The organism is Pseudomonas sp. LBUM1659 (genome assembly GCF_059716045.1).
In genome coordinates this window covers 2,136,646-2,158,709 of sequence record NZ_CP166797.1, presented here as the reverse complement: position 1 = coordinate 2,158,709, position 22,064 = coordinate 2,136,646, and the positions used below count along the sequence as shown (strand labels likewise).

The following is a 22,064-nucleotide window of genomic DNA, read 5'->3' as shown; positions in this document are numbered from 1 at the left end:
GCGACGGTGGTTGCACCTCGAATGCCGGGGTCCAGTGCTGGATCAACGCGTCGGATTGCGGCGCGTGAAGCAAGGGCTGTTCGGCAACGCGTTGCTGTGGATCATCGACCACCGCTCGCAGCAGGTTCAGCCACTGCTCGGCGAGGCGCTGCATGGAAGCTTCGTCGTACACATCCGTGGCGTAAGTCAAACTGGCATCGAGCGCTTCGCCCAGCTCTTGGGTGTCGAGTACCAAATCAAACTGGGTGGTCTGCTGCTGCCAGTGCAGACGCTCAACCTGCAAGTCAGCCACGCTGCGCTCGACGCCCGCGCCCATTTGTTGCTGATGGTTGTAGAGCACCTGGAACAACGGGCTGTGATTGAGGCTGCGGTCGGGTTGCAAGGCGTCGACCAGCTGCTCGAACGGCACGTCCTGATTGGCCTGTGCATCCAATGCGACCTGCTTGACCTGTTGCAGCAACACACTGAATGGCTGCTGTCCGTCGATCTCGGCACGCAATACCTGAGTATTGATGAAGAAGCCGATCAGGCCTTCGGTTTCCAGGCGCGAACGTCCCGCACTCGGTACGCCGACGCTGATGCTCGATTGCCCGCTCTGGCGATGCAGCAAGGTCTGGAAGCTCGCCAGCAACAGCATGAACAAGGTCACCTGTTGCTCTTGGGCACGTTGACGCAAACCGGCGAGCAGTTCGCGATCAACGTTCAGCATCAGGCTGGCGCCGCGCTCGCTGCGGCGGGCCGGGCGGGTCAGTTCACTTGGCAGCTCCAGCGGCGTTTGGTTGCCCTTCAATTGCTCGCTCCACCACGCCAGTTGACGTGCGCCTTCGCCGGCCTCCAGCCAGTCGCGCTGCCAATGGGCGTAGTCGCTGTAGTGCACCGGCAGGCTAGCCAAACCGGCAACGCGACCTTCGACTGCCGCCTGATACAACGCGCTGAACTCATCGACCATGACCTGCATTGACCAACCATCGGCGGCGATGTGGTGAACGGTCAGCACCAGCACGTGCTCGTCAGTGTTCACTTGCAACAGCAACACGCGCCACAGCGGACCGTTGCGCAGATCGAACGGTCGGGCGATTTCTTCGGCCACGGCAATGTCGACCGACGATTGATCGAGTGTGCGGTGTTCCAATTGCAGTGCCAGAGTGTCGTGCAGCACCGGATGGGCCTGCTGACCATCCTGTTCGAAGGTGGTGCGCAGGGTTTGGTGACGGGCCTGCAACTGAGCGAAGGCTTTGTGCAGGGCATTAAGGTTAAGGGAGCCCTTGAGACGCAGCGCAGCGGGAATGTTGTAGGCCGGGCTTTGCGGGTCGAGTTGCCAGAGAATCCATTGGCGCTGTTGGGCGTATGACAGCATCGGCGGTTGATCTACGGGTGCAGGTTGCAGGATCGGTTGGCCACTGGCGTTCGCCAGTGCTGCACGCTCGGAAAATTCCGCCAGATTCACGGCCGAGAACAGGCTGCTTACCGACAGTTCGAGCTGCAACTGCTGACGCACGCGGGAGATCACCTGAAGCACCAGCAGCGAGTGACCGCCCCGTTCGAAGAAGTTGTCGTCGCGGCCCACGCGCTCGACTTGCAGCACCTCTGCCCAGATCAGCGCCAGTTTCGCTTCCAGCCCTTCGACCGGAGCTACGAAGTCACGTTGAGCATCGCTGGCTTCAGCACGCGGCAAAGCCCTGCGATCCAGTTTGCCGTTGTTGTTGAGCGGCAATCTGGCCAGCAGGATCAGGTGGCTTGGCACCATGTATTCCGGCAGCGACTGACGCAGAACAGCTTTGAGTCCTTCCAGGTATTGAGTTTCAGAAACCACCGCATCGCTGGCCACGACATACGCCACCAGTTGCGTGCCGTCCTGAGCGATGACCGCAGCATCACGCACGTCCTCACAGGCTTGCAGGCAGGCTTCAATCTCGCCCATTTCAATGCGAAAACCGCGGATTTTCACTTGGTGGTCGATACGACCGACGTATTCCAGACGGCCGTCAGCGTTGTAACGCGCCAGATCGCCGCTACGGTACAGCCGCGCGCCCGGCTCACGGGCAAACGGGTCCGGCAGGAAACGTTCGGCGGTCAGCGCCGGGCGATCAAAGTAGCTTTGCGCGAGGCAGGCTGGTGCGCCTATACACAATTCGCCGACGCCACCGCTGGGCAGCAACTGACTAGATGCGTCCAGCACATACAACGCACGACCGGCGATGGCACGGCCAATCGGGATGCCAAACGCGTCGCTGACATCGTCGAGACGGCATTCATGCACGCTGGACACCACGGTCGCTTCGGTCGGGCCGTAGGTGTTGAGCAGTCGCACGTGGCTCAAACCGGCCTGATGCCACAAACGCAAACCTTCCACCGACATCGCTTCGCCGCCGACGTGAACCTGACGCAAATCACCGAGACTGCGCACCCCGCCGCTCGCGCATTCGCGGGCCAGCAAATACCAATATGCCGCCGGCAAGTCCGCCACGGTGACGCCTTGCTGGACGATTTCAGCGGCCAGCCGCCCGGCATCCCACAACGCTTCACCGCGCATGATCAGCGCCGCGCCGACGCACAACGCCGGGAAGCACTGTTCGACGAAGCCATCGAAACTGAAGGTCGCGAACTGCAACACGCGGTCTGCCGTCGATAGCATTGAATAGTCGGCGGCGGATTGGCAGAACTCGCGTAACGCGGCATGGGCGATGGCCACGCCTTTGGGTTGGCCGGTGGAGCCGGAGGTGTAGATGACGTAGGCCAGGTCTTCGGCGACCGCGTGATTTGTCGGATTGCTGTCGGGATAACCGGCGTTGTCGTCGAGGCTGAGACGAAGCACGCCTTGCACATCCTCCAGCAGACCGGATTCGCACTGCAGCACGTCGAGGCGGCTGTCGTCGATCATGTAGGCCAGACGTTCTGCCGGGTAGTTCGGGTCCAGCGGCACGTACGCCGCGCCAGTTTTCAGCACCGCCAGCAGGCTGACGATCAATTGCGGACCACGGTGCAGCGCCAGCCCGACACGCTTGCCGGGGCCGGCACCGTTTTCCATCAGTCGATGGGCCAAGCGGTTGGCCTGGGTGTTCAACTGCGCGTAGCTGAGGGACTGACCGTCGATCTGCAACGCCAGCGCTTGCGGGGTGACGGCAGCCTGAGCGGCGATTTGTTCGTGGACCAATAAGGTTGTGGATAACTGAACCGGGGCCGGTTGGCTGATCGCGAGCACCGCTTTTGTGCCATCGATATCGAGCAGTTCCAGCGCGCCCAATGCCGCGTCCGGCAGCGCCATCAACTGCTTCAGCACATGCTGCAGGTTGGCCGACAACTCAGCGACCTGCGCCGCACTGAACCGCGCCGCGTCGTAGCTGAACTCCAGGTTCAAGCCTTCACCCAGTTCGATGCTCAAGGTTAGCGGATAATGCGTGCGTTCATGGTTGTGCAGGTTGCCGAACGACAGCCCGGCCGGGGCGCCCTGTTTCAGCGCTTCGGCCACCGGGAAGTTTTCGAACACCAGCAGGCTGTCGAACAGCGCCGAACCCTGCTGCCCCGCCCAGCCCTGAATGTCGTAAAGCGGCACATGCTCGAACTCGCGCATGGCCAGGTTCAGCCCTTGCAGCTCGCTCAGCCATTGGCTGACGGTTTGCTCAGGATTCATCGCGCACACCAGCGGCAGCGTGTTGATGAACAGCCCAAGTTGTTCTTCGATCCCCGGCAGCGGCGCCGAACGACCCGCGACGGTTGCCCCGAAGACCACGCAGTCCTGGCCGGTGTAGCGATGCAGCAACAGACTCCACGCCGCTTGCAGAACGGTGTTGAGGGTGACTTTCTGTTGTCGGGCAAAATCGGCCAGACGCTGAGTTGCGCAGCTGTCGAGGGCGACTCGATACTCTTCGATGCCCTCCGCGCCCACTGGCGGGCGCAAGGCTTCGGCGAGCAATGTCGGCACCTCCAGCGGCGCCAACGCGGCTTTCCAGAACTGCTCGCCAGCGACAGCCGATTGCTGCTGCAACCAACCCAAATAATCGCGGTATTGCCCGGTCGGTGCCGGCAGCGATTGCCCGGTGGCGTAATGCTGGATCACTTCGGCCAGCAACTGCGCGTTGCTCCAACCGTCCATCAAAATGTGGTGGCTGGTGTAGATCAGGTGCCAATCGTTGGCGTCGGTGCGGACCAGCTTCAAGCGGAACAGCGGCGCGCTGCCCAATTCGAAACCTTGGGCACGTTCGGCATCGGCCAGTGCGTCGGTGTCGCTCGCGTCCAGCACTTCAAGCGGCAACGCGACTTCGAGGACAATCGCCTGATGCGCGGTGCCGAGGCCTTGCCAGTGGAAGCTGCTGCGCAGGATGTCGTGGCGTTCCAGTGCGGTCTGCCAGGCTTGCGCAAAGCGCTGCGGATCGAGGCCTTGAATGTCCAGGCGCAACTGGCTGATGTAGGCGCCGACTTCCGGTTCGTAGAGCGTGTGGAACAGCATGCCCTGTTGCATCGGCGACAGCGGATACAGGTCTTCAAAGTTCGCGATCGGCAATGCGTCGAGTTGTACCTGACTGACGCGCGCCAGCGGGAAGTCCGACGGCGTGGCTTGGGGCAATTCAACGGTGCAGCAGTGATCGATCAGCGCCTTGAGTTCCAGCGCGTAATCGTCTGCCAGACGCTGGATGGTCGCGGTGTCGAACATCTCGCGGCTGAACCCCCAGCTCAACGACAACTCGCCGCCGTAGACCTGACCTTCAACCGTCAGCCAATTGCCCAACGGCGCCGAAGGATCCTGGGCCAGACCGTTACCTTCGGTAGAGGGCACGAACATCGCGGCATCGTCGAACTGACGGTCAAACTGCCCCAGATAGTTGAAGGTGATGCGCGGCTGAGACAGCGCGGCGAGTTTTGCGCGAATTTCCGGTGTACCGAGGTAACGCAGTGCGCCGTAACCAAGGCCCTTGTCCGGCACGCCGCGCAGTTGTTCCTTGATGCTTTTGACCGATGCGCCGAGATCGCTCGACGGTACCAGATTGACCGGAAACAGGCTGGTGAACCAGCCCACGGTGCGGGTCAGGTCGATGTCGTCGAACAGGTCTTCGCGGCCATGGCCTTCGAGCTGGATCAGCGCGCTGCCCTGCCCGCTCCACCGGCAAACCGCTCGTGTCAGTGCGGTCAGCAGCAGGTCGTTGACCTGGGTCCGATACGCCGCCGGGGCGTGTTGCAGCAGTTTGCGGGTGTGTTCGGCGTCGAGTTTAAGCTCGACTTTGTGTTCGAAACGGTTTTCCAGCGCGCCATTGGGGCGGTCGCAGGGCAGATTATTCTGTGCGTTATTGAGTTCGGCCAGCCAATAACCGAGGCTGTTTTCAAAGGCTGGAACGTGCGCTTGCAGACGGGCTACCCAGCGCTGATAGCTACTGGTTTTGATCAACGACACGTTGCCGCCGCTGTAGAACCGTTGAAGATCTTCCAGCACCACGCGCCAGGAAACGCCGTCTACCACCAAGTGATGAATCACCAGCAGCAAGCGTTGCGTACCGTCGGCCATCACCACCAGCAGAGCGCGCATCAGCGGGCCATTGTGCAGATCAAGACTGCGTTGGGCTTCATCGCACAGGACCTTGAGTTCTTCGAGCGACTGCGCCTGACGCTGCCACAACACCGACTCCGTGGTGGGTGCGGCGTAGATTTGCTGCCAGCCTTCGACGGTCTGTTCATAACGCAGGCGCAAGCTGTCGTGGTGAGACAGCAATTGTTCAATGGCGCGGTCCAGCGCCTCGGCGTTCAACACCTCGCGCGGCACCAGCAGCAGGGACTGGTTCCAGTGCTGGCGCTCGGGGATTGCCTGTTCGAAGAACCACTGTTGCACCGGCGCCAGCGCCACCTCGCCCTGCGCCGGGCCTTGATCGATCAGCACCTGTTCGCCACTGCGGGCCGCTTGGGCGAGGCTGCGGAGGGTCTGGTGCTGGAACAGGTCTTTGGGGCTCAACACGATCCCGGCCTGACGCGCGCGGCTGACCACTTGCAGGGACACGATAGAATCGCCGCCCAGTTCGAAAAAGTTATCTTCCAGGCCGACGTTATCGATGGCCAGCACGTCCTGCCAGATCGCGGCCAGGGATTTTTCCAAAGCGCTGCGCGGTTCGACGTGTTTGCGTTGTTGCTGCGAACCATCAACCGCCGGCAAGGCTTTGCGGTCGAGTTTACCGTTGGGGGTCAGCGGCAGGTGACCGAGGAACAACAGAAACGCCGGGACCATGTAGTCCGGCAGATGCTGACGCAGTGCGGCTTTCAAGGTTTCACGCAGGGTCGTTTGCGCGTCGGCATCGCCCAGCAACGCTGGATCATTCGGCACGACGTAAGCCACCAGTTGTTGACCGTTGACACTCTCCTGCGCCAGCACCGCCACTTCGCGCACGGCGTCCTGCTGCAACAGTCGCGCTTCGATCTCACCCAGTTCGATGCGAAAGCCACGGACCTTGACCTGATGGTCGATGCGCCCGACGTATTGCAGCGTGCCATCGGCCTGATAGCGGGTCAGATCGCCGGTGCGGTACAGGCGTTCACCGTTGCTGGCGAACGGGTTGGGCACATACTTTTCAGCGGTCATGCCCGGCCGTGCCAGGTAACCACGGGTGATGCCCGCGCCGCCCAGGTATAGCTCGGCACAGACGCCTTGCGGCACCGGTTGCAGTTCGGCATCCAGCAAATAGCTGGCGGTGTGTTTGAGCGGGCGACCAATGTTGGCGCAGCCGCCGGCCTCGCGACGGGTCCAGGTCGAATACGTGGTGTCTTCCGACGGGCCGTACAGGTCGTAGACGTGTTCGACCGTCGGCTGCTGATACAGCGCCTCCACCAGACGCTGCTTCAGCGGCTCGCCAGCGAGGTTGATGATGCGCACACTCGGCGGGATCTGCCCGTCGCGCTGCAACGCATTGATCGCCGACGGCACAGTGTTGATCAAGCGCACCTGATCCCGCGCTGGCAGCTGCGGCAATTCCAGGGCATTGCGGGCGATGATCACGGAGCCGCCGTTGGCCAGGGTCACAAACAGTTCCCACACCGACAGGTCGAAGCACACGGAGGTCGAGGCCAGCACGCCTTGGATGTCTTCGCGGCTGTAGACCGATGTCGACCAGTCGATCAGCGCCCGCACGTTGCGATGGGCAATGGCCACGCCTTTGGGTTTGCCGGTGGAGCCGGAGGTGTAGATCACGTAAGCGAGGTTGTCCGGCGTGACGCGAGCTTGCGGGGCGTTTGCCGGGCATTCGGCCCACGACTTGTCGTCCAGCAGCAACAGTTGCGTATCGGCGGTGACATTCAGTGTCGCGGCGACCGATTGTTCGGTCAGCAACACCAAGGCGCGGCTGTCTTCGAGCATGTAGGCAACACGCTCGGTCGGGTAATCCGGGTCCAGCGGTACGTAAGCGCCGCCGGCCTTAAGGACCGCCAGCAAGGCCACCAGCAACATTTCCGAGCGCGGCATCGCCACACCGACGCGAACTTCCGGGCCGACGCCCAGTTCGATCAGTTTGTGCGCCAGGCGATTGGCCTGGATGTCGAGTTCGGCGTAAGTCAGCTGCTTGATGCCGAAGGTCACTGCCAATGCCTTCGGATTGGCTGCGACTTGCTGACTGATCAGTTCATGAATGCACAGGGCCTGCGGGAACCTTGCGTCGGCGCGATTCCAGTCGTGCACGATGCGCTGGTATTCCGCGTTTTCCAGCAGCGGCAACTCACTGATTCGCTGCGTCGGGTCGCTGACCATGCCTTGCAGCAGATGCGTCCAGTGCTGCGCCATGCGTGCGATGGTGTCTGCGTCGAACAGGTCGCTGGCGTACGTCAGCGCAGCGTGCAGCTTGCCGCCCTTTTCGTAGGTGTCGAGGGTCAGGTCGAACTGGGTGGTGCGCCCTTCCCACTCGATCACGCCCAGCGCCAGACCGGACGCAGTGCTGACCGTGGTAATGTCCGCGACCTGCGGCTGGTGGTTGTACATCACCTGGAACAGTGGCGTGTGGCTGAGGCTGCGTTCCAGTTTCAGCGCCTCGACCAGACGCTCGAACGGTAAATCCTGGTGGGCCTGGGCGCCGAGGGCGGTTTCCTTGATGGCGCGCAGCAAGTCGTCGACGCGGGTCTGGCCGTCGAGTTGCGTGCGCAGTACCTGGGTGTTGACGAAGAAACCGATCAGGCCTTCGATCTCTGCCCGATTGCGGTTGGCAATCGGCACACCGACGCAAATGTCGGTCTGCCCGGTGTAACGATGCAGCAGTGCGTTGAAGGCACCGAGGAGCAGCATGAACAGGGTGATGGTGTGCTTTTGCGCCGTAGCACGCAGTTGCTCGGCCAGTTGTGCGTCGACGGCGAATTCGTAGCGAGTGCCGCGATAACTCGGCATTGCCGGGCGCGGGTGGTCGGTGGGCAGTTCCAGCACTGGGTGCTCGTTGCCCAGTTGCGCTTGCCAGTAGTCGAGTTGGCGCGCCTGCTCACCCGCTTCCAGCCAGCGCCGCTGCCACAAGGCGTAGTCACTGTATTGAATCGGCAATGGAGTTAGTTGCGGTTGTGCGCCCGCGTCGAACGCGTCGTAGCAGCGGATGAACTCGTCGATCAGCACGTTCATCGACCAGCCGTCAGACACGATGTGGTGCAGAGTCAGCAGCAGCACGTGTTCCTGATCGGCGAGTTTGAGCAATGTCACGCGCAGCAAAGGGCCGACTGCAAGATCGAACGGCTGCACGGATTGCTGCTCGGCTGCTTGCGCAACGGCGAGTTCGCGCTCTGGCGCCGCTAATGCACTGAAATCTACAGGATCTATCATCAGCGGCGCACGGGCCGGTACTTGCAGCAAGCTGTCGTCGGCCTGGCGCTGGAACACCGTGCGCAGGGTTTCGTGACGTTCAACGAGGCTGGTGAAAGCCTGTTCCAGTGCGAGCAGGTTCAAATGCCCGGTCAGGCGCACCGCGCCCGGCAGGTTGTACGCGCCGCTGTGCGGGTCCAGTTGCCAGAGAAACCACATGCGTTGCTGGGCGTACGACAACATCTGGCGATCCTCGACCTCGACGCCAACCGGAATGGGAAACCGGGCGAAATCAACGCCTTCCTTGTGCAAGGCCGCAAGGAACATCTGACGCTTTTCCAGGGGCAACCCGATAAACCGGCGAGCAAGTTTCAAGGAGTCTTCAGCATTCATTTCTAAGCATCCGGATCAGTGGCGGGAAGCACAAAGGCACGTCGGTCCCTATAAAACGAATGCACACCGGAAAAATTAATGAATGAGAATAAGTATCAGAAAGGAGGTAAAACGCGGAGAGATTACGGGATATAAAGTGAACCCTGCAGGAGCCGAGCTTGCTCGCGATAGCCGTGTATCTGTCGACATCGATGTTGAATATTAGTCCGCCATCGCGAGCAAGCTCGGCTCCTACAAGGGGGGGGGACGGCGTCAGGCACTGACTGCCATGACATGCCGCCGATGATGAACGTCCAGCTGATCCTTGATCACCCGCAACACCTTGGCCTCGAACTCATGGATGAAGAAGTGACCACCACTGAGCATGTCCAAGGAAAAACTGCCACGGGTTTCCTTGCTCCAGCCGATCAATTGCTCGGTGGTGGCGCGATCAGCTTTGCCGCCAAGTACATGCACCGGGCATTTGAGCAAGGGACGCTGGAGCGGTTCGAAGCGCCCGCACAGCATAAAGTCCGCGCGCAAAACCGGCAGCGTCAGGCTCATCAGCTCTTCGTTGGCCAACACCTCTTCGCTGGTGCCGTTGAGCGTGCGCAATTGCTCGATCAATTCGGCATCGGTTTTCGGCTGGGCGAAACCGCGATCATAATCAGCGCGCATCGTCGGCGCGGCAGTGCCAGAGGCAAACAGTGCCACCGGCTCCGGGCAACCCAGCGAACGCAGCGCATGGGCCATTTCACAGGCGAGCAATGCGCCCAGGCTATGGCCGAACAACGCGTACGGCGTCTTGAGCGTGGCGATTTGCTCCTGCGCGAGTTGCAGCGCCAAACGCCGCATGTCGGTGTGCAACGGCTCGCCAAACCGCGCGCCACGGCCGGGCAGTTCCACCGGTTGCAGCGTGAGCCACTCCGGCAGTTTGCGCCGCCAGCGGCTGTAAACCATGGCACTTGCGCCTGAATAGGGCAGGCACAGCAATGTCAGCTGGGTCACCGGGCTTACCTCGAAAAGTTGTCTACCAAGAGAACGGATGAGCGCCGCGGAGAATTAGTCGTACACATCCCTCCTACAGGGGTTCTTTATTTCAAATGGCGGAAGCTTTGGACGGCGGAAGTGAAGACGACCACGCCTGCCGCAATCGCCAGCCAAAACCCGCTACGAGCCCCGAACCCATCCACCAACCACCCCGAACCGGCCGCGCCAATCGCCACGCCGATGCTCAACCCGGTGACCAGCCAGGTCAGGCCTTCGGTCAGCTTGGCCGGTGGCACGATGCGCTCCACCAGGGCCATGGCGACAATCAAGGTCGGCGCAAAAAACAGCCCGGCAACGAACACCGCCAACGACAACCCGAGAATATTGTTCGCCAGCAGCAACGGCAGCGTCGTCACCGCCGTCGCCACCCCGCCGTATAAGAACAATCGCGGTAACGGCAATTTCGAACGCAATGCCCCGAACGCCAGCCCGGCCATGCATGAACCAATCGCATACACCGACAGCACAATACTCGCCGCCGCCGGTTGGCCCTGCTGCTGGGCAAACGCCACACTGACCACATCGACTACACCAACGATGGTACCCATGGCGACCATCAACAGCATCAGCAGCTGAATCTCGCTGGAACGAATGATCGAGCCTTGATGATGTTCTTCATGCGGATGAATCGCTGGCTCGGTGTCGCGTTGCAGGACGAACGCTGTCACACCGATCGCCAGCATCAACAACGCCGCGAGCGGCCCGGCCTCGGGGAACGCCACCACGCACAAGCCCACCGACAACGGCGGCCCGACGATAAAGCACACCTCGTCCAGCACCGACTCCAGCGCGTAGGCAGTTTGCAGTTCGGATTTGCCGCGATAGACCTCGGTCCAGCGTGCCCGGACCATCGCCGACATACTCGGCATGCAACCGGCCAGCGCGGCGAACACAAACAGCATCCAGTTCGGCGCCTGCAAGCGGGTGCAGAGCAACACCATCAACAACGCCCCGCCACCGATCAGTGCTGACACGGGCAAGATCCGGCGCTGTCCAAAACGGTCCACCAGCCGCGAGACCTGTGGCGCGCAAAATGCCGTGGCCAAGGCAAAGGTCGCTGCCACTGCACCGGCCAGTCCAAAGCCCCCCTGCAATTGCGAGAGCATGGTGATCAGGCCGATGCCGGTCATGGAAATCGGCATGCGCGCGATCATGCCGGCCAGCACGAAGGCTCGGCTGCCGGGGGCTTTGAACAGGTCGCGGTAGGGGTTTGCCATGGGGTCGAGTCTCAGCCAGGGCGTGCAAGTTGCCATAAGACTGCCCCAGGGAAAAGTCCGGATTTGTTGGTTGAATGTGAACGTCACTACACCCAACGGTAATGGGTGAGAACCTACGATCACCTTGTACAAAACACTTAGGTCGGCACACCCTCTGACACTTTAACGAGACAATGAAATCGGTCTAATAGAAATTTGGCAGGGTGCAAATGCCTTGACTAGATTTCAATTCATACATGCACACGTCTGAATTTCCCTACGTAGTCTGGTCATAAGTAAAGGTCCGGTAGCGAAGACACAATGGAGTCTGGCTATGGACGAGTTACTGATTCTGGTCGACCGACACGGTCGAAAAAAAGGCACCGCTGAGAAATTACAGGCCCATCAACAGGGCCTCTTGCACCGCGCCTTCTCAATCTTCATTTTTGATCGCGACGGGCGCTTGCTGCTGCAACAGCGTGCTCTCGGCAAATATCATTCCCAAGGTTTATGGAGCAATACCTGCTGCGGTCATCCCCGCCCGGGAGAACGGACCGCTGCCGCAGCGAAACGCCGCTTGTTCGAAGAAATGGGCATCACCTGTCAGTTGCGTAAAGTCTTCACCCTTCTCTACCGTGAACCGGTTTCGAACCAGCTCATCGAGTACGAATACGGCCACATATACGTCGGCGTCAGCGATTGCGACCCCGTCGCCAACCCCGAAGAAGCCAATGACTGGCAATGGCAACCATTGCCCGAGCTTCCCGCACGCATTGGCGCCGCACCCGAGACCTTCACTATCTGGTTCCGCCGGTTGCTCGATACCTGTGGACCTGCTGGGCTAAGCGCCTGGAAAGAACAAGCGCTAACCAGCCGGCAAGCAGTGGGCATATCGAAAACGAGACTTGATCATGAATGACCGCTCGCGGATGAACTCAACGACGTCGAAAACAAAACCGTCCCCGGTTTTGTTTACGTTCGAAGCCTGGAAGCAGGAGATTGTGCAGCGCACCCAGTCAGCACTGGAACACGCGCTGCCTGCCAGCGACAAGCAGCCGGCGCGCCTTCATCAAGCGATGAGGTACGCTGTGCTGGGTAATGGAAAACGCTTGCGTCCACTGCTGTGCCATGCCGCCGGTGAAGCCGCTGCGGCATCCCTTGCTGCATTGGATGTGGTGGCCGCCGCACTGGAGTTAATTCACGTCAGTTCACTCATACACGACGATCTCCCCGCCATGGACAACGACTCGCTAAGGCGCGGCGTTGCCACGGTACATGTGCAGTACGACGAAGCCACTGCGATTCTGGCGGGCGACGCATTACTGGCCCAAGCATTTTTGACGTTGAGCCTGGCACCGATACCGGTGAACACAATCGCTCGATTGATCAGCGAGGCGGCCACGGCGTGTAGCTCCAGTGGCATCGCCGGCGGCCAAATGATCGACATCTCCAGCATCGACATCGACATTGACGTGGCGCAGCTCGAACAGATGCACCAGATGAAGACCGGAGCCCTGATCCAGGCCAGCGTGCGCATGGGCGCGTTGTGTGCGGAAAATACGCCGCTTAATCTCGACAGCCTGGATCGCTATTCAGCCGCCATCGGCCTGGCGTTTCAAATTGTCGACGACATTCTCGATGCAACCTCGGACACAGCAACCCTGGGGAAAACCGCTGGCAAGGATGCCGCATGTCATAAGCCGACTTACGTCGCGATGCTCGGATTGAAGCGTTCGACAGCGCTTGCGCATCAACTGGGTGAGCAAGCTCACGACGCACTGAAAACCCTGGCAGGCAGAACCGACCGTCTTCATGGACTGGCCGATCTGATCATCAAACGGCTTCGCTGAACAGATTGTTGCTCGCTATGCGCGTTCACACCTTCGAAGCCACAGAGCACGAGTTGAGGCGGTACACGCGACTGGCAAACAGCTTAAGGTCAAGATCTTTCATGCTCTGCTCTGAACTCCCACCTGCACCCACTAGTCATTTGATCAGGCCCTCACTTCAAGGCGCTAGTGTTCATGCCGATCTCCATCGACCAAGGACGTCGAAGACATTACCAACGCGGTAGTGTTTCGCGCTTGCGACGCTCCCCATTACATCGTCGGCACCACCCAGTTCAACGGCGGCATGAGCCTCTATCCGGAGTTTCGCGGCAATGGCTGATCTTCATCCCGAACGACAAAGCGCCATCGACGCCCACGGCATCATCGGCGACATGCGTAGCGCGGCACTGGTCAATGACAAGGGCAGCGTGGATTTTTTCTGCTGGCCGGAATTCGACAGCCCTTCAATTTTCTGTTCGCTGCTGGATACGCCCGAGGCTGGCATCTTCCAACTCTCCCCGGACTTGCCCGCCGCCCGCCGTGAGCAGATTTACCTGCCCGACACCAACGTGCTGCAAACCCGCTGGCTCAGTGAGCGCGCGGTGGTCGAGGTCACCGATCTATTGCCCATCGGCGACAGTGAAGACGATCTGCCGCTATTGATGCGAAGGGTTCGTGTGGTCAGCGGTGAAGCGACGTTTCACATGCACTGCGCCGTGCGTCATGACTACGCTCGCGCCAAGACTCGCGCGCAGATGGATAAAAAAGACGTGACGTTCGTAGCCGCCGATCACTTGCCCATGCGCCTGTCGTCGGATCAGGTTTTGCGGGTTGATGGCAATGCTGCAATCGCCGAATTCACCCTCAAACAGGATCAGAGCGCACAATTCCTGCTCGGTGGCCTCGACGACCCGCGCTTCAAGGAGGGGGCCGCCGCCATTTGCCTGGAGCGCACCTTAAAGTTCTGGCGCGACTGGATCGGGCAGTCCAACTATCGCGGTCGCTGGCGGGAAATGGTCAACCGCTCGGCCCTTGCCCTGAAGCTGCTGACCTCACGCAAACACGGCGCCATTCTCGCCGCCGCCACGTTCGGCCTGCCGGAAACACCCGGCGGCGAACGCAATTGGGATTATCGCTACACGTGGATCCGCGATGCCTCGTTTACCGTCTATGCATTCATGCGCCTTGGGTTCGTCCAGGAAGCCAACGACTATATGCGCTGGCTGCGCGGTCGGGTCAGCGACTGCCATGGCAAGTCGATGAAACTCAACATTCTCTACGCCATCGACGGTCGCCAGGAACTGCCGGAAACCGAACTGTCCCATCTGTCCGGCCATGGCGGCGCCACACCGGTGCGCATCGGCAACGGTGCATACGATCAGGTCCAGCTCGACATCTTCGGTGAGCTGATGGATGCGATCTACCTGGTCAACAAGTATGGCGACGCCATCTCCCATGAAGGCTGGAAACACACCGTGGAAGTGGTCGATCAAGTGTGCGAAACCTGGCAGCAGAAAGACGTGGGCATCTGGGAAATGCGCGGCGAGCAGCACCACTTCCTGCATTCGCGGCTGATGTGCTGGGTCGCCCTGGACCGCGCCATTCGCCTCGCCTCCAAACGTTCACTCCCCGCCCCGTTCGCCCGCTGGGACCAGATGCGCCAGGCCATCTACGCCGACATTTGGGACAACTTCTGGAACGAAGAACGCGGCCATTTCGTCCAGCACATCGGCGGCACCGCCCTCGACGGCTCGATGTTGCTGATGCCGCTGGTGCGCTTCGTCAGCGCCAAGGACCCGCGCTGGCTCACCACCCTCCAAGCCATCGAAAAAACCCTGGTGCGCGACGGCATGGTTTACCGCTATCGCAACGACGACACCCGTATCGACGGCCTCGTCGGCACCGAAGGCGCCTTCGCCGCGTGTTCGTTCTGGTACGTCGAATGCCTGGCCCGGGCCGGTCAGGTGGAAAAGGCTCATCTGGAGTTTGAACAGTTGCTGAGGTATGCCAACCCGCTGGGCTTGTATGCCGAAGAGCTGGACAGTCATGCGCGGCATCTTGGGAACACGCCGCAAGCGCTGACGCATCTGGCGTTGATCAGCGCGGCGTGTTTTCTGGATCGGAAATTGAGTGGGGAGAAGAGTGTCTGGCAGCCGTGAGACCGTGGCCGCGAAGAGGCCATCAGCCACAACACCACGCGTCGACAGAGCCTGTCGGAAATTTCCCGTTTTGCGCTGCCGTTTATAGGATCGAGGTTTGCCCGCGAAGCACTTAAACACCCCGCCGAAACATATCAGCCCCGCTCTGGCGAGACTTGGCGGACGCTACTGCCCTGAAACCTACAAAAGCCAAACACCCCTCCTCGCACCACCCCAGCACGGCAGATTCCTACACCCGGAAATACCTTGTTGCCAGTCGTTACATCCCCCCCTAACATCCAACCTCAACGGGTACAGCGGAGCTGTCCAATAAAACCCGAATTCAAGGAACCAGAATGAACCAGCGCATCCACCGCAGCATCGACTCCCCCTTCCGGTCAGGTCTGAACCGCGAGCAATTATGGGAAGGCCCGGACAAAGGCTTGATCAAATGCTGGGAAATCGGCCGCCAACGCGCCACCCGCTTTCCCGAACTCGCCCAACGCAGCCTTGCCGGGGAACTGCCGGTGCTGGGCTGGAAGGGTGGTGTCAGTCGCAGCCTGAAAAAACTCGAAAAGTACGGATCGCTCAAATACCTGGCGCAGTGGCAAGGCTTGCGCGGGGAGGATCTGGATGTTGATTTAGGTGCAGAGCGGGCGTTGGCCTGTTCCCGAACCGGCATGGTGGTGACGTTTACGCCGGATCGGTCGAAGTACTTTAATCAGTTGGCGGAAGTGGAAGCGTAAGGAGAAGCACTCATGGTCGATTTACATCAGGAATTCAAGTAGCAAAGCAGTTCAAGCACATAGGTAACAGCTTTTATGGGCACGGGTCGATTCCGATGAGCAGACCGTGCCATGGCGAGAGCTGAAACCTATGGGCCTGAAAGTAAGTTCATTGCCGACGGTCTGTCCGGTCGACTCCATTTCATACACGTCTGTGCGGCTCACGGCACCAGTCGAAAAACTTGTTACAAGTGGGTGATCCCCAATAACACGGACTGCATTAATGCTTCGAAAAATAACTTCATGTTACAACATGTACAAGTTGCGATTAGTCAGGCTCGGACTTGACCGTTAATGCAACGGTCGGGGTTCCTGCATAGAACACAATCAGTTCAACCGGTTCATCACCACTCTCGCCGCGATGAAAGGCGCCGACTATCTCAGGCAATACGTCTCCCGGACCAATGTCCATTGTCTTTCCGTTATCCTTGCGGATGACCGTCAGGTGACCGGAAAGAACATAGGCGACATTGACTACCGGATGGGTGTGCCACGGTAGCGAGCTATGTGCCGGGATTTTATAGCGCAGGACCGATACTTCCGGCTGGCCTTCTGGATACTTGCGATATTGAACGCCGTCCCACGACTGCGTTGTTTTCAGTAACTGCGTTACCTCGACTTGAGGCTCCGCCGCCACAGCCATCGGGGCATGCATGGCGCCAGCAAGCAAGGATAACGAAGCCATGAGAACAGTTGCAAAGCGTGTTTTGACAGGCGGATGGCTGGACATCAAATGTTTCCTTAGTTGGACAATAAGGCAGCTGTGGGGCAGTTTAGTGGTGAGCAATATCAGTAATTTTTTTGACTCTTTCAATGTCTGACAATACCGGACGAACGGGAGCCGGCAAGCTGAATAAGTGTGCGGATGTTTCGACGGACGATCAGCATTCCCAATTGCGAGGTCACCGTGACTGACAAAGGCTAAGGTAGTAAAAGTATTCGTCAAGGAAGTCCCGATAAACTTGCGAAAACAATATTCATTCATGCTGTAAATAGTCTTTTTTCACGAAACATATATTTACACACACTGAAAGACCGTAGCTTTCAAAAAACGCCCCAGGTGTAGTGCAATACATCTTGATAATGGCATCGCGCATTTCATTGGCCCTTAGAAGCGGCGCGTGCAGGCAGGCATCGGTCATAACATTCCCGGGGAAGCCCCCGAGATGACCCTCAAAACGCTACTGGATCTACTGCAACACTGACAGAAAACCGCTCGCGATAAGCCTGCGGCGTTACCCCCATAGCCCGAAGAAAACTGCGCCGCAGCGTCTCTTCACTGCCAAACCCGCATTGCACCGCCACCCTTTTAATCGGCACGCCGGTATCGCTAAGCAAGCGTCGCGCCGTTTCCACGCGGATCAACTCAATGGCCCGCGCCGGGGTTTGCCCGGTATCGGCGCGGTAGTGGCGCACGAAGCTGCGCTCGCTCATGCCCGCCTGCAAGGCCAGGGTGGGGATGCCGAGGTCTTTGGTCAGATTCTCACTGATCCAGGCATGAAGTTCGTCGAAACGGTCGCCTTCTTTCTGCAACGACAAAGTCACGCTGAACTGAGACTGGCCGCCCGGACGCTTGAGGAATACCACCAATTGTTGGGCGACTTCCAGGGCCATGTTGCGGCCAAGGTCCTCTTCGACCATGGCCAAGGCGAGGTCGATGCCAGCCGTAACCCCGGCCGAGGTCCAGACCGGGCCGTCGTTGATGAAGATTGGATTGGGCTCGACCTGCAACAGAGGATGCTTCTGCGCCAACTGCTCGCAACGCGTCCAGTGCGTGACCACCCGCCGGCCATCGAGCCAGCCACTGGCCGCCAGCAAAAACGCCCCGGTACATACCGACGAGACACGCCGGCAAGCCGCTGCATGTTCACGCACCCATGCTACCAACGCTTGATCTTCTGCGGCCGCATAAACGCCCCAGCCACCGGCAATGACCAGCGTGTCACTGCCGTCCTCGGGCAACGCTTCAGCCAACAGCGCCAGGCCCGCCGACGACATCACCGCCCCGCCAGCGCTGGCAATCACCGACGGTGCATAAGGCGGCAACAGCCCTTTCTGGCGGGCAATATCGTTGGCCGAGGCGAACACTTGCAAGGGCCCGGTGATGTCGAGCAGTTGCACATTGGCAAACGCGAGTACGTGAATGGTTTTCGGCATGATTGGCGTAATTCGTGGGGTGATTGGCGGATACGCCAAATCCTACGAGCCTACAGTGAAGACGTCCACCCACTTCAGGAGAAATAAGCCATGACGTTGCAGATCGGTTTTCTGTTGTTTCCTCAGGTTCAGCAACTCGACCTGACAGGCCCTTACGATGTTTTGGCCTCACTGCCGGACGTGAAGGTGCACTTGATCTGGAAAGACCTGGTGCCCGTCACCGCGAGCACCGGGCTAATGCTGAAACCGACCATGACGTTCGACGACTGCCCGGCGCTGGACGTGATCTGCGTTCCCGGCGGCGGTGGCGTCGGGCCGTTGATGGAGGATGAACAAACGCTAGCCTTTATCAAGGCTCAAGCCGCCAACGCGCGGTATGTCACCTCGGTGTGCACCGGTGCGCTGGTGCTCGGCGCCGCGGGGTTGCTCAAGGGCAAACGGGCAACGACCCATTGGGCCTATCACGAATTGCTCAAGCCGCTGGGCGCGATCCCGGTGAAAGACCGAGTAGTGCGCGATGGCAATCTGCTGACCGGTGGCGGGATTACCGCAGGGATTGATTTTGCCCTGACCCTGGCGGCTGAACTGTTCGACAAAGACACGGCGCAACTGGTGCAGTTGCAGCTGGAATATGCCCCGGCACCGCCGTTTCAGTCGGGCAGCCCTGAAACAGCCCCGCAAAGTGTTCTGGCCCAAGCGCATCGCCGTGCAGCCGCCTCGCTTGAGCAACGGACGCAAATCACCGAACGGGCGGCGGCCAGACTTTAAGCACCGCCAGACTTTTCGACAGGCAAAAAAAACCCGCCGAAGCGGGTTTTTCCCAAGACCATTGTCGACTCCCTGTCGGTAGCCAATCCTTGCTGATGGTCGATCATCCGTGATCCTGAAGCGCTTCCTGTGCTTCAGTTGATGGGGCTAGATTACGTGTCGGATCCAATCTGCAACAGACGACATAGCTACCACCGCGTGTAAGACATTCGCTATAGCCGCCCTTCCGAAAACCCTTAGACGCCTCAGGTGTCCAGCCTGCAGGCCACGAGTTTAGCGACCTGTAGCCTCAACCACCCTCACGCTCGTGGGCTTTGGCGCTTTCAACCAGAAACTGTTCAATGTTATTCATCTGCTCTTCCCAACCACGGCTGTCCATGCGAAACGCTTTTTCGCGACGCGCCTGCGGAACGTGATCGAAACCGGATTCGGACACCTTGAGCAGCGTGCCGTTATCCATGTCTTCGAGCTCGAATTTCACCAGCGTGGTCGGTTCCTGGGAGTAGTCGACTTCCGGGTGGATGGCGTAAGGGTGCCAGCGAAACGAAAACAGTCGCTCCGGCTCGACCCGTTCCACTAGAACATTCCACAGCAAGTGCTCATACCCCGGATAGGTTATCTGCCCCTGGGTCCACTCGCCGGCGACGAAACGCTTACCTTCAAGCGCTACCCCAAACCACTGCCCGAACGCTTCGGCATTGGCCAGCACGCGCCAGACGTGCGAACGCTTCGCCTTGAGCAGGATTTTCCTTTCGATGCGATCTGATGCTGGGTTCATAAGACACCTCCTGTACTGAACAGTAGGTCAGTAACAACCACAAGACCAACCCTAAAAATGTACCAATCGCTTGTCACGATCAACCATGCCCGCAATATTCGGCCGCATTTGCGCGCATAAGTTCGGGTTTGCGGACGAGACAGTTGGCTGGCAGCGCTCCACAGGCAGGTCATCCTCAGTCGGCAATTGGCTACACTGCTCCCCAATTCCCCTCGTCACAGCGAGTTTCCTCCATGTACTCACGCTTTTTCCTGGCGCTGGCGCCTGTGATGTTTACCTCAATGGCTGTCGCCGCGGACTGCGAAAACGCCAGCGACCAAGCCACGATGAACCAGTGCGCGGCGCAACAGCATGCGGCGGCCGATAAGGAATTGAATGCGTTGTATCTGCAAATCACCACGCGCCTGAAAGGCGAGCCCGACCGCAAGAAATTGTTGGTGGGGGCGCAGCGGGCGTGGGTCGCATTCCGGGATGCCGAGTGCACGTTTTCAGCGTCGGGGGTGGATGGGGGCAGTTTGTATCCGTTGGTCTACAGCAATTGCACCACGGACCTGACCAAGGCGCGGGTTCAGACGTTCAAGAATTATCTGAAGTGCCAGGAGGGGGATGTGGGTTGTCCGGTGCCTGGGGTTTGATGATTTTGTGATCTTGAGGGCCTCATCGTCGGAACGCCGCCCGGAGCCGGCTCACTCCCACATTGGTCCTGCGTTCACAGTTCCAGTGTGGGAGCGAGCCTGCTCACGATGGCGTCAGATCAGGCAAAAGCGATTACCGGACAAACACCTGCGCCGTCGTTATCGCCATATCCCCACCCGGCAACTTGACGCTGCCAATCTGCTTCAGGCTGTCGGCATCAAAAATTGCGACGTCGTTAAACGTCCCGGCCAGATAAATCTTGCTGCCGTCCTTGTTGAAGGAAATGCAGTAATAGGAATGATCCAGCGTCGCCGCCTGGAGCATTTTCTTTTCTTTGATGTCGTACTTGGCCAACCGGTTCAGCACCCCGAACATCAGGTTCGGATCCTTCGGCGAGCGCATGCCGCTGAAGTAGATTTCCGTCAGAGGGCCGAAGTCGGTGGTTTCGGTCTTGCCGGTTTTCAGGTCGATGCTGAACAGCCCGTAAAGGTACTCGGCGGTGGCGGGGTCCTGCTTCTTGTCCTTGAATTTCGCCGCGGTGTAGAGCAGCGAGAAGTCATGGCGATAGGTCTGCTGGCTCCACACGTAGAGCACGTCCGGCGCGCTGTAGTTCGGACGTTTCCAGTGGCGGCTGGGGATCAGCACGTCAAACTTGCCGGTGTTCACATTGACCTTGTAGACATCTGCCCCGGCCACGTACAGCGTGCCGTCATCGCCACTTTGCATGATGGTCAACTGCCGAGGCGCCGGGAAGCTGCGCACCGGTTTGGCGTCCATGCCGGCGTCGGTGGCATAGACATCAAGCCGCGGTTGCTGCACTTCGTAGCGGTCGTTGAGCATCAGCGTCGGGTTGGCGATGGTGAACAGCTCCTTGCCGTCGTGGCTGAGGGTGAAGGCGAACATCGACTTCGCTTTTTCCCCCGGTTTCTGGGTAATGCTGGCGTGGAACACCTGTTTGCAGTTGTCCAGCTCGACGCCATAGACATCGGCGTAGTGGTTGTTCAACACGTAGGCGGTCTTGCGATCCGGCGACAGTTGCACGGTGCCGGGACCGAAGGCGTCGGGCATCTTGCAGGTCTTGTACAGCGTGTCGGTGCCCAGGTCGATCACGTGCAGGTTGTTCGGGTAATTGGTGGTCACCATGTACTCGTGACCGACTTGCAGTGCTGTATTTTCTTCGGCCAGAACGTTGAGCGAACAGGCGCTCAGGACGGCGAACGCGGCCAAGCCGCAGGCATTGATACTAGGCATGCTGGAATCCTTTTTCTGTTCCACTTTTTTCTACGGGCTACTTGTCTTTTGGAAAGACAGTTCCGAGGTTGCGCCAGTTTTCGTTGGACGCCTGGGCATCCTTGTTCCAGTCCGGGTAGGTGCTCATCATGTCGGGCACCTGGGCCGGCCACCAGCACGGATCAGAGCAGCCATACAGGTCGGCTTCCATCGGCTGGCACAACGACGACACCCCACCAAACGCATCGATTTCCCAACCCGGGTCGGTGGTCGAGGCGCAGCCCGCAACAGAGCTCATCGCCACCACTTCTTCGATACGGTTTTCGGCCGCGGCCTCGTCCAGTTTCAGCGCTTTATTATTGATTGCCTTGAGATGTTTCAT

13 protein-coding genes and 3 pseudogenes are annotated in these 22,064 nt (G+C 59.6%); 8 read left to right on the top strand and 8 right to left on the bottom strand.

Going from position 1 to position 22,064, the window contains the following annotated elements; all coding sequences use genetic code 11:
- Nucleotides 1–109: 109 nt before the first annotated feature.
- The 3 genes and pseudogenes from ACA048_RS09760 to ACA048_RS09750 all read right to left on the bottom strand — a co-directional run.
- Nucleotides 110–8,962 (bottom strand): annotated as a pseudogene (locus ACA048_RS09760) (amino acid adenylation domain-containing protein); the annotation flags it as partial.
- A gap of 426 nt (nucleotides 8,963–9,388) precedes the next feature.
- Nucleotides 9,389–10,123 (bottom strand): thioesterase II family protein, encoded by a 735-nt coding sequence (locus ACA048_RS09755; RefSeq protein ID WP_497628923.1) that lies wholly within the window; start codon nucleotides 10,121–10,123, stop codon nucleotides 9,389–9,391.
- An 86-nt stretch (nucleotides 10,124–10,209) separates the two neighbouring features.
- Nucleotides 10,210–11,382, bottom strand: a complete 1,173-nt coding sequence (locus ACA048_RS09750) for an MFS transporter (protein ID WP_497628922.1) — start codon at nucleotides 11,380–11,382, stop codon at nucleotides 10,210–10,212.
- Between the two features lie 313 nt (nucleotides 11,383–11,695).
- On the opposite strand from ACA048_RS09750, the gene idi reads away from it, so the two are divergent.
- From idi to ACA048_RS09725, 5 genes and pseudogenes are all read left to right on the top strand, one after another.
- On the top strand, nucleotides 11,696–12,280 hold the full coding sequence (gene idi, locus ACA048_RS09745; RefSeq protein WP_497628921.1) for an isopentenyl-diphosphate Delta-isomerase: 585 nt from the start codon (nucleotides 11,696–11,698) through the stop codon (nucleotides 12,278–12,280).
- Nucleotides 12,273–13,211: a polyprenyl synthetase family protein gene (locus ACA048_RS09740; protein WP_497628920.1), complete on the top strand. Its 939-nt coding sequence runs from the start codon at nucleotides 12,273–12,275 to the stop codon at nucleotides 13,209–13,211. Before idi ends, ACA048_RS09740 begins: the two co-directional genes overlap by 8 nt.
- Before the next feature lie 196 nt (nucleotides 13,212–13,407).
- Nucleotides 13,408–13,530: pseudogene (locus ACA048_RS09735) on the top strand (sugar dehydrogenase); the annotation flags it as partial.
- Nucleotides 13,523–15,349: a glycoside hydrolase family 15 protein gene (locus ACA048_RS09730; RefSeq protein WP_497628919.1), complete on the top strand. Its 1,827-nt coding sequence runs from the start codon at nucleotides 13,523–13,525 to the stop codon at nucleotides 15,347–15,349. The pseudogene ACA048_RS09735 and the gene ACA048_RS09730, both read left to right, overlap by 8 nt.
- 335 nt (nucleotides 15,350–15,684) lie before the next feature.
- Nucleotides 15,685–16,074 (top strand): hypothetical protein, encoded by a 390-nt coding sequence (locus ACA048_RS09725; RefSeq protein ID WP_497628918.1) that lies wholly within the window; start codon nucleotides 15,685–15,687, stop codon nucleotides 16,072–16,074.
- A gap of 307 nt (nucleotides 16,075–16,381) precedes the next feature.
- Here the strand turns inward: ACA048_RS09725 and ACA048_RS09720 are convergent, their stop codons facing one another.
- A complete protein-coding gene (locus ACA048_RS09720) occupies nucleotides 16,382–16,843 on the bottom strand; it encodes a cupin domain-containing protein (protein WP_497628917.1) in 462 nt (153 codons plus the stop codon).
- A 382-nt stretch (nucleotides 16,844–17,225) separates the two neighbouring features.
- Here ACA048_RS09720 and ACA048_RS09715 point away from each other — a divergent pair.
- Nucleotides 17,226–17,318 (top strand): annotated as a pseudogene (locus ACA048_RS09715) (alpha/beta hydrolase); the annotation flags it as partial.
- Here the strand turns inward: ACA048_RS09715 and ACA048_RS09710 are convergent.
- Nucleotides 17,287–18,270, bottom strand: coding sequence for a GlxA family transcriptional regulator (locus tag ACA048_RS09710; protein ID WP_497628916.1), 984 nt, complete (start codon nucleotides 18,268–18,270; stop codon nucleotides 17,287–17,289). The pseudogene ACA048_RS09715 and the gene ACA048_RS09710 sit on opposite strands and share 32 nt — an antisense overlap.
- Nucleotides 18,271–18,360: 90 nt before the next feature.
- Here ACA048_RS09710 and inhA point away from each other — a divergent pair, with 90 nt between their 5' ends.
- On the top strand, nucleotides 18,361–19,038 hold the full coding sequence (inhA, locus tag ACA048_RS09705; protein WP_497628915.1) for an isonitrile hydratase: 678 nt from the start codon (nucleotides 18,361–18,363) through the stop codon (nucleotides 19,036–19,038).
- 289 nt (nucleotides 19,039–19,327) lie between these two features.
- On the opposite strand, the gene ACA048_RS09700 is transcribed toward inhA, so the two are convergent.
- Nucleotides 19,328–19,816, bottom strand: a complete 489-nt coding sequence (locus ACA048_RS09700) for an SRPBCC family protein (RefSeq protein ID WP_497628914.1) — start codon at nucleotides 19,814–19,816, stop codon at nucleotides 19,328–19,330.
- Nucleotides 19,817–20,049: 233 nt separating this feature from the next.
- Between ACA048_RS09700 and ACA048_RS09695 the strand changes: the two genes are divergently transcribed.
- Complete coding sequence (locus ACA048_RS09695; RefSeq protein ID WP_497628913.1) at nucleotides 20,050–20,451, top strand: lysozyme inhibitor LprI family protein; 402 nt, start codon at nucleotides 20,050–20,052, stop codon at nucleotides 20,449–20,451.
- A gap of 133 nt (nucleotides 20,452–20,584) precedes the next feature.
- On the opposite strand, the gene peaD is transcribed toward ACA048_RS09695, so the two are convergent.
- Together peaD and qhpC are read right to left on the bottom strand one after the other, a co-directional pair.
- Entirely contained in the window at nucleotides 20,585–21,703 is a 1,119-nt protein-coding gene (gene peaD, locus ACA048_RS09690) for a quinohemoprotein amine dehydrogenase subunit beta (RefSeq protein WP_497628912.1), read from the bottom strand.
- Nucleotides 21,704–21,740: 37 nt separating this feature from the next.
- The gene (qhpC, locus tag ACA048_RS09685) at nucleotides 21,741–22,064 is read right to left on the bottom strand and encodes a quinohemoprotein amine dehydrogenase subunit gamma (RefSeq protein ID WP_008145336.1); all 324 of its coding nucleotides are present in this window, start codon (nucleotides 22,062–22,064) and stop codon (nucleotides 21,741–21,743) included.

Bases quoted from the DNA above. Each gene is read 5' to 3' on its own strand.
- ACA048_RS09725 (WP_497628918.1), top strand. From the start codon at position 15,685: ATGAACCAGCGCATCCACCGCAGCATCGACTCCCCCTTCCGGTCAGGT.
- ACA048_RS09695 (WP_497628913.1), top strand. From the start codon at position 20,050: ATGTACTCACGCTTTTTCCTGGCGCTGGCGCCTGTGATGTTTACCTCA.
- qhpC (WP_008145336.1), bottom strand. From the start codon at position 22,064: ATGAAACATCTCAAGGCAATCAATAATAAAGCGCTGAAACTGGACGAG.
- ACA048_RS09730 (WP_497628919.1), top strand. From the start codon at position 13,523: ATGGCTGATCTTCATCCCGAACGACAAAGCGCCATCGACGCCCACGGC.
- inhA (WP_497628915.1), top strand. From the start codon at position 18,361: ATGACGTTGCAGATCGGTTTTCTGTTGTTTCCTCAGGTTCAGCAACTC.
- ACA048_RS09740 (WP_497628920.1), top strand. From the start codon at position 12,273: ATGAATGACCGCTCGCGGATGAACTCAACGACGTCGAAAACAAAACCG.
- ACA048_RS09750 (WP_497628922.1), bottom strand. From the start codon at position 11,382: ATGGCAAACCCCTACCGCGACCTGTTCAAAGCCCCCGGCAGCCGAGCC.
- ACA048_RS09700 (WP_497628914.1), bottom strand. From the start codon at position 19,816: ATGAACCCAGCATCAGATCGCATCGAAAGGAAAATCCTGCTCAAGGCG.
- ACA048_RS09720 (WP_497628917.1), bottom strand. From the start codon at position 16,843: ATGTCCAGCCATCCGCCTGTCAAAACACGCTTTGCAACTGTTCTCATG.
- ACA048_RS09710 (WP_497628916.1), bottom strand. From the start codon at position 18,270: ATGCCGAAAACCATTCACGTACTCGCGTTTGCCAATGTGCAACTGCTC.
- peaD (WP_497628912.1), bottom strand. From the start codon at position 21,703: ATGCCTAGTATCAATGCCTGCGGCTTGGCCGCGTTCGCCGTCCTGAGC.
- idi (WP_497628921.1), top strand. From the start codon at position 11,696: ATGGACGAGTTACTGATTCTGGTCGACCGACACGGTCGAAAAAAAGGC.